General features: G+C 64.7%; 11 protein-coding genes. 5 read left to right on the top strand and 6 right to left on the bottom strand.

Annotated features, from left to right (window positions below):
- The first annotated feature begins 10 nt into the window (after nt 1-10).
- A complete protein-coding gene (locus tag F8197_RS02820; RefSeq protein ID WP_152879789.1) occupies nt 11-331 on the top strand; it encodes a hypothetical protein in 321 nt (106 codons plus the stop codon).
- Between the two features lie 4 nt (nt 332-335).
- Here F8197_RS02820 and F8197_RS02825 read toward each other — a convergent pair whose 3' ends face one another.
- Entirely contained in the window at nt 336-1,136 is an 801-nt protein-coding gene (locus F8197_RS02825; RefSeq protein WP_227012031.1) for an ABC transporter substrate-binding protein, read from the bottom strand.
- A 90-nt stretch (nt 1,137-1,226) separates the two neighbouring features.
- Between F8197_RS02825 and F8197_RS02830 the strand changes: the two genes are divergently transcribed.
- Nucleotides 1,227-2,096: a cupin-like domain-containing protein gene (locus F8197_RS02830; protein WP_152879793.1), complete on the top strand. Its 870-nt coding sequence runs from the start codon at nt 1,227-1,229 to the stop codon at nt 2,094-2,096.
- Between the two features lie 7 nt (nt 2,097-2,103).
- On the opposite strand, the gene F8197_RS02835 is transcribed toward F8197_RS02830, so the two are convergent.
- The 3 genes from F8197_RS02835 to F8197_RS02845 all read right to left on the bottom strand — a co-directional run bounded on the left by F8197_RS02835 (nt 2,104) and on the right by F8197_RS02845 (nt 5,001).
- Nucleotides 2,104-2,973, bottom strand: a complete 870-nt coding sequence (locus F8197_RS02835) for a PHB depolymerase family esterase (protein ID WP_152879795.1) — start codon at nt 2,971-2,973, stop codon at nt 2,104-2,106.
- Between the two features lie 77 nt (nt 2,974-3,050).
- Nucleotides 3,051-4,307 (bottom strand): HAMP domain-containing sensor histidine kinase, encoded by a 1,257-nt coding sequence (locus tag F8197_RS02840; protein WP_152879797.1) that lies wholly within the window; start codon nt 4,305-4,307, stop codon nt 3,051-3,053.
- Nucleotides 4,300-5,001 carry a response regulator transcription factor gene (locus F8197_RS02845; protein ID WP_152879799.1) on the bottom strand — a complete coding sequence of 234 codons (702 nt, stop codon included), beginning with the start codon at nt 4,999-5,001 and terminating at the stop codon, nt 4,300-4,302. Before F8197_RS02845 ends, F8197_RS02840 begins: the two co-directional genes overlap by 8 nt.
- A 497-nt stretch (nt 5,002-5,498) precedes the next feature.
- Here F8197_RS02845 and proV point away from each other — a divergent pair, with 497 nt between their 5' ends.
- Genes proV through proX form a run of 3 tightly spaced genes read left to right on the top strand, consistent with a single transcriptional unit; the run spans nt 5,499 to nt 8,935 of the window.
- Nucleotides 5,499-6,734: a glycine betaine/L-proline ABC transporter ATP-binding protein ProV gene (proV, locus tag F8197_RS02850; RefSeq protein ID WP_373996765.1), complete on the top strand. Its 1,236-nt coding sequence runs from the start codon at nt 5,499-5,501 to the stop codon at nt 6,732-6,734.
- The gene (gene proW / locus F8197_RS02855; protein ID WP_152879802.1) at nt 6,731-7,867 is read left to right on the top strand and encodes a glycine betaine/L-proline ABC transporter permease ProW; all 1,137 of its coding nucleotides are present in this window, start codon (nt 6,731-6,733) and stop codon (nt 7,865-7,867) included. The genes proV and proW overlap by 4 nt, the downstream gene beginning before the upstream one ends.
- Nucleotides 7,868-7,879: 12 nt before the next feature.
- The gene (gene proX / locus F8197_RS02860; protein ID WP_152879804.1) at nt 7,880-8,935 is read left to right on the top strand and encodes a glycine betaine/L-proline ABC transporter substrate-binding protein ProX; all 1,056 of its coding nucleotides are present in this window, start codon (nt 7,880-7,882) and stop codon (nt 8,933-8,935) included.
- On the opposite strand, the gene F8197_RS02865 is transcribed toward proX, so the two are convergent.
- Both F8197_RS02865 and F8197_RS02870 read right to left on the bottom strand, forming a co-directional pair.
- A complete protein-coding gene (locus F8197_RS02865; protein ID WP_152879806.1) occupies nt 8,932-9,858 on the bottom strand; it encodes a response regulator transcription factor in 927 nt (308 codons plus the stop codon). The genes proX and F8197_RS02865 overlap by 4 nt on opposite strands.
- Nucleotides 9,848-13,273 carry an ATP-binding protein gene (locus F8197_RS02870; protein WP_152879808.1) on the bottom strand — a complete coding sequence of 1,142 codons (3,426 nt, stop codon included), beginning with the start codon at nt 13,271-13,273 and terminating at the stop codon, nt 9,848-9,850. Before F8197_RS02870 ends, F8197_RS02865 begins: the two co-directional genes overlap by 11 nt.
- Nucleotides 13,274-13,283: the final 10 nt, after the last annotated feature.

The raw sequence follows: 13,283 nt of genomic DNA on the forward strand, positions 1-13,283 counted from the left end.
GGACCGTTTATTGACCCGCACTTTGACCGCCGTGCTGCCGCTGGTGATCTGGGGCGTACATTTCTTCTTTTGCTATGCGTATGCGGCAGTGGCCTGCCAGCGTGGCGGCGATCCGGCGTGGGTGCTGGGCGCGGTGTCGGTGCTGGCGGTGGGGGCGACAGCGCTGTTGTTCGCTCGGTCGCTGCGGCGTGTTTGCCGGCAGGGCGATGCCACACCGGCACTGCACGACTGGGCCACGCTGGTGACGGCCGCGTTGTCTCTGGTGGCCATCGTGTGGACGTGCGTGCCGATGTTGATGGTCGAGATGTGTTCGGGGCCGGCGTCGTTCTGAAAATCTATTTGAGGTAACCGCGCACGATGCGATCGAGTTCGCCGCTGCGTTTGAGGTCGTCGATTGCGGTATCGAACTGACGCACGAAGTCGGCCTTGAACGGGAAGCGCCCCTGGTCGCGGTTGGTGTAGCCGAGATAGCCGTTCTTCACCGCGATCACTGCTGCTTCCACCACCTCGGCCTGGCCGGCGCGGTCGTTGATACGGCCTTCGGCTTTGAGCTGGCGCATGGTCCACGCGATCGAATAGCGGTCGTTGATATAGCAGTCGATCCGGCCCAGCTTTAGCTTGAGGATGTTGGTGGCGCTGTCGCGCGCTTCGGACACCCGCATGCGGCCATCGCGCACCGCCTGATCGAACGCTTCGCCGCCGACGATGAAGCCGGAATTGTTGCCGATGGTGAGGCCATAAAAATCTTCGGGCCAGCGCGTGCGGCCACGTCCTGCCAGCAGGTCCTTGCGGCAAAACGCCACCACGTGTTCTTCGTAGAGCGGGCGCGAGTAGGGCCAGGTCCACGGTTCGTCCTTGGTGTTCATGTACGGCGGATACAGCGCAAAGCCGGCGCCCGACTGCAGCAGCGCCATGCCGCGCTTCCACGGCACCGGCTTGATATCGACCTTGTAACCTTGCATGCGCGCCAGTGCGGCCGTCACGATCTCGTGATACAGGCCGGCGGCTTTGCCGTCCTTGTCGTAGGAATAGGGCGGGTAGCCGGCATCGGCATAAATGGTGACGGGGATGTCGGCCGCGCGGGCCACGCCGCCGGCCAGCAGCGCGGCTGCCAGGGAGAGTCGAAAAATACGCATGCCGCCGGTTTGCATCATGGATCGTTGAGAGCGTTACGAACAGGTATACTACCGCCTTTTGTTTCATCGCCCTCACAACCATTGCCCAGCATGTCCAGAGAATCACGCCTGCCGCCCCGAAAATTCATCGATACGCCCGAAGAGGCACTGGCAAGAAAGCACGCGCGCGAGCTGAAAGACGCCCAGGTGCGCGGCGTGCCGTCGATCGACGCAATGCGCCACGCCATCCGCCGCGTGAGCCGCGACCTGCCCGCGATTACGGAAGTGCCGCGCTATGGCCATCTCGACGCAGCGGCCTTCCGTGCCCGCGCCGCGCAGGGTTTGCCATTCCTGATCACGGGCGTGGTGGACCGCTGGCCGCTGTGCCGCCTCACGCCCGAGCAGCTGCGTGAACAATATGGCGACGTGCCGGTGCGCGCCCGCGTGGGCGACTATATCGGCAACGCTTTTGCTGCCGACCGCCCGATGCGCGACATGACCATGCGAGAATACCTCGATATCTCGCTGGCCGGCGCCGACGATTTGCCGCCCTATGTGGGCAACCTCGAACTGCGCGAATTGAACAGCATGTGCCACTGGCCCGGCTACTTCCAGAAAATGGGGCCGCCGCGTTTCTGGCTCGGCCCCGTGCGCACCATGACGCCACTGCACTGCGACTACGACGACAACGTGTTCGCGCAAATCTGGGGCACCAAGCGCATCTACCTGGCACCGCCGCACCACGACGAATTCCTGTACCCGAAGGAAGCGAACGCCATCCTGTTTGGCTCCCCGTTCGACCCCGAAGCGCCCGATTACGACCGCTACCCGCTGGCGCGCCAGGCCAACTGCGTCGAGGTAATCGTCAACCCCGGCGACATGCTGTTCGTTCCCGCCGGCTGGTACCACCAGGTGCGCGCCCTGACGTTCTCGCTGTCCTCCAACCGCTGGGCGCGCGGCGTCCCGCTGGCCCTCACCTGACGCGGCGTTATTTGCCGAGTTGATGTTCGCTGAAGAACCGCCAGATGGTGTCGTTGGCGTCGATGGTGGTGGTGGTTTTGCCGATCGGCAGGCCGACGTTGAAGGGATCGGCGCCGGGCCAGGTGTGGCCGCCGTCGCGGATCGTGGCGAGCGCCACGCGCTGGTGGCCGTTGCCTTGTTCCTGCCAGGTGACGTCGGCGCCGATGTTGACCGGTTGGCCGTTGCCTGCGGTGATGCCGTTGCGCTCGAGCCAGTAGGCGTAGGTCGCTTCGGCTGACAGGTAGCCGGTCGGCTTGCCGGCGTAGGCCACCACCTGGTCGGCGGTGCCGTGCAGTTGCAGTACGCCGATTTTTCCTTTGCTGGTGTGATGCGCGATGACCGGTTCGGGCATCGGGGCACCGACCGAGGCGACCGCCGCGAACAGCTGCGGCAGTTCGGCGGCGATGCGCAGGGCGAAGAAGCCGCCGCGTGACAGCCCGGTGGCGTACACGCGCCGGTCATCGACGCGGTAGTCCTCCCGGAGTTTCGCCAGCAGCGCCTGCGTAAAGCCGATATCGTCGGTACCGTCCAGGTACGACATGCCGAAGCCCACGTTCCAGTCCTGCTTGACGCCTGATGGATACACCACGATGAACTGGTGACGGTCGGCGGCGCGGTTCATCTGCGTGTACAGCATCTGCTCGGCCATGGTCATGCCGCTGCCGTGAAAGTTGAACACGACCGGGTAAGACTTCTGCGGCTGCTGGCTATACGACGGCGGCGTATAGACCAGGTAGCGGCGCTTTTCCTCCTTGTGCACCAGCGACTTGACCTGGGCCAGCGCGGCGGCGGGCAGGGCGGTGCAGGCAATCAGGAACAGGCTGACGAGAATTTTCATGTGCGACTCCGGGTATTGGTTGGAGGTCGCAGCATGCAGGGCGGCTGGTGAAATGCCGGTGAAGTTTTCCGTCTTTTTTAAATGGTTGGCGTGATGGTCACGCGGTAACCGTCGTCCATCGCGTCGAAAGCGATCTGCCACCGCATGGCCGCTGCAATGCGCAGCAGCAGGTGCTGGCCGTGGCGGAAACCGTGCGTGGATGCCGGTTGTTGCGGCGCCACCGTGTTGATGATGGCGAGCGCGCCGTCGGCGAACGCGAGTTGCAGGCGACAGCCGGCGCCGCCGTGGAAGACGGCGTTGCGCAGGCAGTTGTCGAGCAGGAGGCTGCACAGATGGCGGTTGCCTGTTGCTGGCAGGCGTTCCGGCAGTGCCAGCACCAGGCCCGCTGCGTCCCAGCCCTCGTCCTCGATCAGGCGCAGCAGCCGTTCTTCGATCAGGGCGCGCAGGTCGAAGGTCTCGGCAGCGATGTGTTCTGCGCGCGCCAGCGCGAACAGCACGTCAACAGTAGCGCGCATTTCGGATACTCCTTCGCGTAACTGTTCCGCGTCGGCGCTGCCAATTGCAGCGCTGGCGCCAGCGTTGGCACCAGCACCAGCACCACCGCTGCGCGACAGCACGTTCTGCATCACGGTCAGCGGCGTGCGCAATTCGTGCCCTATGTCGCGCGTAAAATCGGTTTCGCGTTGCAGCGCCGCGTGCAGGTCCCCGATGGTGGCGCCCAGCCTGTCGGCCAGGTAGCCGATTTCGTCGCGTCGGTCGCTGGCGCTGAACCTGACCGCTGTACCTGGCTCCGCCACGGTTGCTGCGCGCACCTCTTGCGCCAGCACCTGCAACGGCGCCACCAGCCTGCGCGACAGCAGGTAGGCCAGCAACAACGCCAGCGCCAGCAATCCGAGCGCCACGGCAGTGAGCAGGCCGCCCACTTCCTGGAACAGCTTGGCCACCACCAGCAGCGGGGCGACGTCGGCCACCAGGTACAGCCGTTGTCCGCCATTGGTCGTGCGCAGATCCAGCGTGCGCAGGTGGTAGTGGGGTCCGGTATCGGTGGCGATTTCGGCGCGCTGGAACCCGGCCATTACTGCGCCTTCCACCTCGGGCGGCAAGTCCGCCACGCTGCGATAGACGCGGATCAGCGTCAAATCGGGCGGCTTGATCTCGCCATGCTGGCGGAAGTGCAGGGCGATGCCGTCGGCTTCGCGCGCCAGCAGGCGATCGACCAGCATGTCCTCGGTGACGTAGGAAATCACCAGCGCCAGTCCCGTATAGCCGACGCAGATCAGCACCGTGAAGCCGGCTAGCGCGGCAAACAGGCCGTGGCGGATCGACCTAAACATGGCTGCCGTTCGCCAATGCCAGGCGGTAGCCAAGCTGCGGGATCGTGACGATCAGGTCCGGCGCGCCGGCCAGATCGAGCTGCCTACGCAGCGCGTACAGGTGCGATTTCAACGCATCGCTGTCCGGCGGATCGTCGCCCCACAGGGCGTGGATCAGCGCCGAGCGGGCCACCGCGTGCGGGTAAGCTTCGCATAACATGGACAGTACACGGAACCCGGTCTGCGTGAGCGCCACCGGTGCGCCGTGGCATAGCGCGCGCCGTTCGCGCAGGTGCAGCGTCAGCGGGCCTACCGTGGTTTGCTGGTCGCGGTGCAGGGCGTTGCGGCGGGCCAGCGCTTCGCAGCGCAGCGCCATTTCGCGCAGGTCGAACGGTTTTGTAAGGTAATCGTCGGCGCCGCCGTGGAAGCCGCGCGCCTTGTCCTCGAACGCGTCGCGCGCGGTGAGCATCAGCACCGGCACATTGCGCGGCGCCCGCGCCTTGATGGCGCGGCATACTTCCAGGCCATCGATGTCGGGCAGGTTGAGGTCGAGCAGGACCACGTCATACACGTTACTGGTCGCCAGGTCGATGGCCAGCGCGCCGGTGGCGGCGTGGTCGGCCTGCCACGCCAGCCCGTCGAGGAATTCCACGATCTGGCGGGCGATGGTCGGGTGGTCTTCGACGACCAGGATGGACAGGGCAGGGTGGTGCATGGTGGCGTGGAAGTGACAGCGATGGCGCGATGATATCCTGACATCGCACGGCGTTGATAAATTTGCCGTTTTGATACTGAAAGCAATCTTTTCATCGCTACCAAAACGTTAAACCAGTCTCATGTTTGTGGTGTGGTATGTGCGCTGACTAACATTGCTAGCACGTTTCGAGCCGGAAAGCTATTGGACAAGCGCACTTTTTCTTGCTATAATTGATGCATATTTACAACAGCTGTAACAGGTAGCACCTTCCGCTACACACTGCATTTCACCTCAAGCGTGAAACGCAACCATGGGCCCTCCGCCCGTATCAGGACGACCCGGCGCCATGCCGCAACGGCGTCCGCCCCCGACACGTCACTTGCTTGCGTGCGCCTTGCGCCGCGACATCGCCGACGGAATTCGCTTTGAATTCGCACTATCGCAACATATACGCCGCCGCAGCCGTATGGCTTGCAGCGTTTCATCCATTCGTTTCATCGAGGGAGAACCACGACGTGGCTAAACAAATTATTATCGATCATGTATTCAAGGTCTTCGGCGACAAGCCCGACGAAGCACTGGCCTTGGTCCGCCAGGGCGCCAGCAAGCAGGACATCCTGGCGCAAACCGAATGCACCATCGGCGTTTTCGACGCCACCTTCACCATCGAAGCCGGCGAAATTTTCGTCATCATGGGCCTGTCCGGCTCCGGCAAATCGACGCTGGTGCGCATGCTCAATCGCCTGATCGAGCCCACCGACGGCCGTATCCTGATCGACGGGAACGACATCAACACGCTGCCCGATAAGGAACTGCGGGCGCTGCGCCGCAAGGACATCAGCATGGTGTTCCAGTCGTTCGCATTGCTGCCGCAGATCACGGTGCTGGAAAATACCGGCTTCGGCATGGAACTGGCCGGTATCCCGAAGGACGAGCGCAATACCGCTTCCCTGCAGGCGCTCGAACAGGTAGGCCTGGCCGGCTATGGCGCCAGCTACCCGGACGAGCTGTCCGGCGGCATGCAGCAGCGCGTGGGCCTGGCCCGCGCACTGGCGTGCGATCCGTCGATCTTGCTGATGGACGAAGCGTTTTCCGCGCTCGACCCGATCATGCGCACCGAGATGCAGTCTGAGCTGCTGCGCCTGCAACAGATCAAGCGCCGCACCATCGTCTTCATTTCGCACGATCTCGATGAAGCGATGCGCATCGGCGACCGCGTGGCCATCATGAAGGACGGCCACGTGGTGCAGGTGGGGACGCCCGAGGAAATCCTGCGCAAGCCCGCCAACGATTACGTGCGCAACTTCGTGCGCGGTGTCGATGCGGCGGCCGTGTTCAAGGCCGGCGATATCGCCCGCAAGAGCCAGATCGTGGTGTCGGAATCACCGACGCGCGGCTCGCGCGCCGCGCTGTCGATGCTGGAAGAGCAGGACCGCGCCTACGCCTACGTGGTCAGCCCGCAGAAGAAGTACCTGGGCGTGGTATCGGCCGACTCGCTGCGCACGGCGCTCGACGGCCATGTCGGCCCGCTCGGGCTGGCCCATGCGTATCTCCCTGACGTGCCGACCATCGATGCCGATGAACCGGTGGCCGGCCTGTTCGGCCAGGTGGCGCAACTGCCGTATGCCGTCCCCGTGGTCGCCAACGATGGCAACTTCCGCGGCGCCATCAGCAAGACCACCTTGCTGAAGTTCCTCGACCGCGACACGCCACCGATTGCAGAACCACAAGCACAGAAAGGACAAGCATGAAAGCAGATAACCTCGCACATACCGCGGTCGCCGCCGATGCAGCCCGTACCGCACAGCCGGCAGTAGAGCAGGCCGCGCAGGTCAATCCGTGGCTGCCGCAGCCACCGACCGATACCTCGTGGCTCGACGCTGCCGGGCCAGCTGCGGAACCGGCGCACGCCACCGGCTTCCACGTATCGCAAATCTTCGACGGTTCGCTGCCGCTCGAGTCCTGGATCAACCAGGGCCTGGGCTGGGTGGTCGCCAATTTCCGGCCGTTCTTCCAGGCCGTGCGCGCGCCGATCGACGCGACCCTGACCGGCGTCAGCGACGTGCTGCTGGCAGCGCCGGCGCTGGCGGTGATCGCCATCGTGGGCGTGCTTGCCTGGCAGTTCACCAGCCGCGCGCTGGCCATCGGCACCGTGCTGGCGCTGCTGGTCGTGTCGATGCTGGGCATCTGGCCCGAGGCGATGATCACGCTGTCGCTGGTGCTGACTTCCCTGGCGTTCTGCCTGTTGATCGGCTTACCGCTGGGGATATTCCTGGCCAGCAGCGACCGTGCGCAGAACCTGCTGCGTCCTTTACTGGACGCGATGCAGACCACGCCCGCTTTCGTATATCTGGTGCCGGTGGTGATGTTGTTCGGTATCGGTAACGCCCCCGGCGTCATCGTCACCATCATCTTCGCGTTGCCGCCGCTGGTGCGCCTGACCAACCTCGGTATCCGCCAGGTGCGTCCCGACCTGATCGAAGCGGCGCGCGCCTACGGCGCTTCGCCATGGCAGCTGCTCACCCGCGTGCAGTTCCCGCTGGCGATGCCGTCGATTATGGCCGGTATCAACCAGTCGCTGATGCTGTCGCTGTCGATGGTGGTGATCGCCTCGATGATCGCGGTCGGTGGCCTGGGCCAGATGGTATTGCGCGGCATCGGCCGCCTCGATATGGGCCTCGCTACCGTCGGTGGCCTGGGCATCGTGCTGCTGGCCATTACGCTCGACCGCCTGACCCAGGCGATGGGCCAGCCGCGCCGTGGCGTGCGCCACTGGTACCAGACCGGCCCGGCCGGCCTGGTGATGCGCCTGGTGCGCCGCGATCCCGTGCCAACGCCGGCGCCTGTGCAGGAAGCCGCACCAGCGCACCTGGCCACACAATAAGAAAGGAACTCCATGAATCAAGTCGCACAATTCAAAGAAACCCGCAAATCGCAACGCAAGTTCCAGTGGTTGTCGTTCCTGGGCATCGCCGCCATGGTGCTGGGCACCAGCCTGGCCATGGCGCAAACGCCCGCTGCCGACTTGCCCGGCAAGGGCATCAAGGTACAGGCGCTGCAAAGCTCGATCGCGGAAGAAACCTTCCAGACCATGCTGGTCGAGCGCGCGCTGGAAAAACTCGGCTACGAAATGCAGCCGATCAAGGAAGTCGAATACCCGACCGCGCACATCGCCATCGCCAACGGCGACGCCACGTTCCTTGCCGTGCACTGGGACCCGCTGCACAAGGACTACTACGATAATGCCGGCGGCGATGCCAAGCTGATGCGCGTGGGCCAGTACGCCGGTCCTGCCGCCCAGGGCTACCTGATCGACAAGGCCACGGCCGACAAGTACAACATCACCAATATCGACCAGCTGCGCGATCCCACCCTGGCCAAGCTGTTCGACCATGACGGCGACGGCAAGGCCGATCTCACCGGGTGCAATCCCGGCTGGGGCTGCGAGGCGATGATTGAAAACCACATGGATGCCTACAAGCTGCGCGAAACCGTGCAGCACGTTCAGGGCAGCTACTCGGCGCTGATCGCCGACACCATCGGCCGTTACCAGCGCGGCGAGTCGATCCTGTACTACACCTGGACGCCGTACTGGGTCAGCGGCGTGCTGGTACCGGGCAAGGACGTGGTGTGGTTGCAGGTACCGTTTTCGTCCAACCCGGACAAGACCAACACCCGCATGGACGACGGCAGCGACTACGGCTTCGCGGTCAACACCACGCGCATCGTGGTCAACCGCGCCTGGGCCGGCAAAAATCCGGCCGCACTCAAATTGTTCGAGGTGATGCGTTTGCCGATCGCCGACATCAACGCCCAGAACGAACGCATGCGCACCGGCGAGAACACCCAGGCCGACATCGCCCGCCACACGGCCGGCTGGATCAAGTTCCACCAGCAGCAGTTCGATGGCTGGATTGCCGAAGCCATGGCCTCAGCCAAGGCTAAACCCTAAACCACTTCTTCCCCGCGCCCCGATCCATGCAGCTTGCTGATCGCGAGCGCGGCGGCGGAAGTGCGGGTCTCCACGCCCAGTTTGACGAACACGTGCTCGAGGTGCTTGTTCACGGTGCGCGGGCTGGTGCCGAGGATTTCGCCGATATCGCGGTTGGTCTTGCCCTTGACCAGCCAATTCAACACCTCCGATTCGCGCTGCGTGAGTTTGAACGCTGCCATCAGTTTTTCGATCTGCGCCGCGTCCGATTCCTCGCGCAGTACGATCATCCATTGTTCGTCCTCGCTGTACTCGGCCGCCGAAAAAATCAGGCGGCGCGCGCCGCGCAGTAAAGTGAGTGGTGGGTGCGCCTGGCCTTTCGCATGCGCTGCCTGGGTGGCGGTCAGCCATTCCGGCAGTTCCTTCTCCACCGCGTAACCCTGCATCAGCGTGCGCGCCAGCGGGGTTTGCCAGACGATCTTGCCATCCTGCGGCGACATCGCAATCACCGCGTTGCCGAAAGCGTCGAGCGCGCTGCGGGCCTGGTCCATCAGGCGCGCGGTCTGGCGGTGGGCGGCGATGCGCGCCAGGACTTCGCTGGTGCGTACCGGCTTGGTCACGTAGTCGTTGCCGCCTGCCTCGAAGGCAGCTACCACGTGCTCGGACTCGGTCAGCCCCGTCATGAACACGACCGGGATGTGGCGCGTGGCCAGGTTCGCTTTCAGGCGGCGGCAGGTTTCGAAGCCGTCCATGCCGGGCATCATGGCGTCGAGCAGGATGATGTCCGGCTGCGCTTCGGCCGCGCGCACCAGGGCCACTTCGCCGCCGTTGGCCACCAGCACGGTGTAGCCCGATTCGTCGAGGGCGTCGTGCAGCACGGCCAGGTTCTCGGGCACGTCGTCCACCACGAGGACGATGCCCGGTGCAGCAGGATTAAAGTTCATGGTCTTTGCTCTTTCGGATAAAGTCTGCCATCAGGTCCAGCTGGAAGCGCGCGGCGTGGCCACGCAGGGTGTCGGTGAAGGCGCGGTAGCGCGGATCGAGCGCATCGATCTCGTCGAGCCGCGCCTTGATGCCGCGCACATAGCCGATGCGCACCAGTTCGGCCAGCGCGGACAGGTGTTCGTCCGGCGGCAGCACCAGCGCCGCTGGCGGCGGTGGCGCGGCCGGCGCCTCCGGTTCGTGGGTCCATTCCAGCGCCAGGCGGCGGCCGATCCAGTCCAGCAGCTCGGCGATATTGACCGGTTTGACGATGAAGTCGTCGGCGGTGATGCCGGCCGCGTTGTCCATGCCCTTGTCGAACGCGTTGGCCGAGACGATGGCAATCGCCGCCTGCGAGTTGTGGCGGCGGCGCAGCACGTAGCTGGTCTCCCAGCCGTCCATGCCCGGCATGGCCAGGTCCATCAGTACCACGTGCGGCTCGAACGAAGCGTGCAGGTCGATACCTTCCAGGCCCGATGCGGCCTGCGCCACCTCGAAGCCCAGCGGCGCGAGGATGTTGACCAGCAGTTCGCGGTCCACCTGCTCGTTATCGACAACCAGTACCCGCCGGCGCGCACCGAGGTAGCCGTTACGCTGGCGCGGCGGCGCCAGGGTCTCCGCCAGCGCCTTGCCGGCCACGTGCACGCTGGGCAGAAACAACCGCACGTGGAAGGTGCTGCCCTGGCCAGGCATACTGCGGATGCGCATCTCGCCACCCATCAGCTGGGTGAGCATGCGCGAGATCGGCAGCCCCAGGCCGGTGCCGCCCGCATTGGCCTGGGCGCTGGCGCTGCCGCGTGTAAATGGCTCGAAGATGTGGTCGAGTTCTTCCTGCAGGATGCCGGGGCCGGTGTCCTCGATTTCGAACGAGGCGATTTCGCGCGCGTAGCGCAGCCGCATCACCACGCCGCCCTCGCTGGTGAACTTGACCGCGTTGCCGAGCACATTGATTAGGATTTGCCCGAGTCGCTTGCGGTCGGCGCGCACCACGCGCGGCAGGGCGCCGGTTAGTTCGTAGCGGAAGGTGAGACCCTTGTTGGCGGCCTGCAGCTCGAACATGCGCACCAGCTGGCCGATAAATTCGGGGAAGTCGATTTCGCGCGTGGCAAAGGTCAGCTTGCCGCCTTCGATGCGGGCGATATCGAGCGTGCCTTCGATCAGCGACAGCAAGTGCTCGCCGCTGCTGCGGATCACGCGCACGGCCTGCTGGCGGTGGGCGGGAATCGCGGGGTCGTTGTCGAGCAGCTGGGCGTAGCCGAGGATGCCGTTCAATGGCGTGCGGATCTCGTGGCTGATGCCGGCGATGTAGCGGCTCTTGGCTTCGTTGGCCTGCTCGGCGGTCTTGCGGGCTTCCTCGGCGATCTTGCGCGCCTGTTGCAGCTGGGCGTCTGTCTCGTTGTGCAGCGTGATTTCGCGTGTGAGCAGGCCGGTCTGGCGGTTCGATTCTTCCTGCGCCACGCGCCGGCTTTCGCTGGTGAGCACCAGCCACCACGCGACGATGCCCGACGCCAGCAGCAGCGCCGCAAACACCTTGACGAAAGCCAGGCGCAGTTGCGGCAGCAGCGCCGCATCGGCTGCCGACAGCACCGATTGTTCGTGATAGTAGATCAGCCCCAGCAGCGCGCCCAGGAAAAGCACCGTGACGATCATCAGCAGCAGGTAATGTCCGAGGCCGCTGCTCAGGTAGCGCCAGGTCGATTGCGGCAGCATGGCGCGCATCGCCTGCTGCCACTGGGCCGACACGCGCGCATGCGGCTTGCAGGCGTCGTTGCAGCGCGCATCGAGGCAGCAGCACAGCGAGCAGATCGACCCCTGGTAGGCCGGGCAGTGCGCCATGTCCTCGGATTCGTATTCCTTTTCGCAGATCACGCAGGTGCGGGAATGGACATGGGGCGCCGGGCGGGCAATGTAGTACTTGCCGCGCGTGGCCAGCGCGATCAGCGGTGATGTAATGAACGCGGTCACCAGCGCGATGAACGCGGAAAACGCCTGCGCCTGCACGCCGAAGGCGCCCATGAACGCGGCCACCGACAGGATCGACGCCAGCACCATCGCACCCACGCCCACCGGGTTGATGTCGTACAGGTAGGCGCGGCGGAACTCGATGCCCTTGGGGCTCAAGCCCAGCGGCTTGTTGATCACCAGGTCGGCCACCACGGCGGTAATCCACGAGATGGCGATGTTCGAGTACAGGCCCAGCACCTGGTCCAGCGCCTGGAACACGTCGAGCTCCATCAGGAGCACGGCGATCAGCGCGTTGAACACGGCCCACACCACGCGGCCCGGGTGGCTGTGCGTGAGGCGCGCAAAAAAATTCGACCACGCCAGCGAGCCGGCGTAGGCATTGGTCATGTTGATCTTGATCTGCGAGATCACTACCAGCACGGTGGTGGCCAGCAGCGCCAGTTGCGGATGGTCGAACACCAGCCCGAAACCGTTCAGGTACATATGGGTGGGATTGACCGCTTCCTCGAGCGGCACGGCGGCGCGGATGGCCAGGAACGCCAGCAGCGCGCCGCCCAGCATCTTGGCGATGCCGAGCAGGATCCAGCCCGGACCGGCGATCAGCACGCCGAAGTGCCAGCGCCACCGGTTCTCGGCCGTTTTGGGCGGCATGAAGCGCAGGAAATCGACCTGCTCGCCGATCTGCGTGATCAGCGCCACGCCCACAGCCGTGGCGGCGCCGAAGGCCAGCATGTTGAAGTGGCCGTGCTGGCCATCGCGACCGGCGTAGTCGAACAGCTGCGGCAGCAATTCGGGCTGCTTGTGCAGGATGGCGATGAACGGCAGCGCCATCAGGATCAGCCACACCGGCTGGGTCAGCATCTGGATGCGGCTGATCAGGGTCACGCCGTGGGTCACCAGCGGAATCACCACCAACGCGCTGACCATGTAGCCGAGGTAGAGCGGCAGGCCGAAATACAGTTCCAGCGCGTAGGCCATGATGGCCGCCTCCAGCGCAAACAGGATGAACGTGAACGAAGCATACACGAACGACGAGATGGTCGAGCCGATGTAGCCGAAGCCGGCGCCACGCGTGAGCAGATCCATGTCCACGCCATAGTTGGCGGCGTAGTAGCTGATGGGCAGGCCGGTGGCGAAGATGATCAGGCCCACGGCCAGGATCGCCCACAGCGCGTTGATGAAGCCGTAGTTGACGGCGATGGTGCCGCCGATGGCTTCCAGCACCAGGAACGAGATGGCGCCGAACGCGGTGTTCGAGACGCGGAACACCGACCAGCGCCGGAACGAACGCGGCGTGTAGCGCAGCGCGTAGTCCTCGATGGTCTCGCTGGCCACCCAGGTATTGTAGTCGCGGCGAATCTTGATGATGCGCTGGGTGGGTTCCGGCCCGGTCACTGTCTCGCTTGTAGTCATGCCGAACTAT

The sequence above is a fragment of the Duganella sp. FT27W genome (assembly GCF_009295655.1).
Lineage (GTDB): Bacteria > Pseudomonadota > Gammaproteobacteria > Burkholderiales > Burkholderiaceae_D > Rugamonas > Rugamonas zoogloeoides.

Bases quoted from the DNA above. Each gene is read 5' to 3' on its own strand.
- F8197_RS02825 (WP_227012031.1), bottom strand. From the start codon at position 1,136: ATGCGTATTTTTCGACTCTCCCTGGCAGCCGCGCTGCTGGCCGGCGGC.
- F8197_RS02830 (WP_152879793.1), top strand. From the start codon at position 1,227: ATGTCCAGAGAATCACGCCTGCCGCCCCGAAAATTCATCGATACGCCC.
- F8197_RS02835 (WP_152879795.1), bottom strand. From the start codon at position 2,973: ATGAAAATTCTCGTCAGCCTGTTCCTGATTGCCTGCACCGCCCTGCCC.
- F8197_RS02840 (WP_152879797.1), bottom strand. From the start codon at position 4,307: ATGTTTAGGTCGATCCGCCACGGCCTGTTTGCCGCGCTAGCCGGCTTC.
- F8197_RS02845 (WP_152879799.1), bottom strand. From the start codon at position 5,001: ATGCACCACCCTGCCCTGTCCATCCTGGTCGTCGAAGACCACCCGACC.
- proW (WP_152879802.1), top strand. From the start codon at position 6,731: ATGAAAGCAGATAACCTCGCACATACCGCGGTCGCCGCCGATGCAGCC.
- proX (WP_152879804.1), top strand. From the start codon at position 7,880: ATGAATCAAGTCGCACAATTCAAAGAAACCCGCAAATCGCAACGCAAG.
- F8197_RS02865 (WP_152879806.1), bottom strand. From the start codon at position 9,858: ATGAACTTTAATCCTGCTGCACCGGGCATCGTCCTCGTGGTGGACGAC.
- F8197_RS02870 (WP_152879808.1), bottom strand. From the start codon at position 13,273: ATGACTACAAGCGAGACAGTGACCGGGCCGGAACCCACCCAGCGCATC.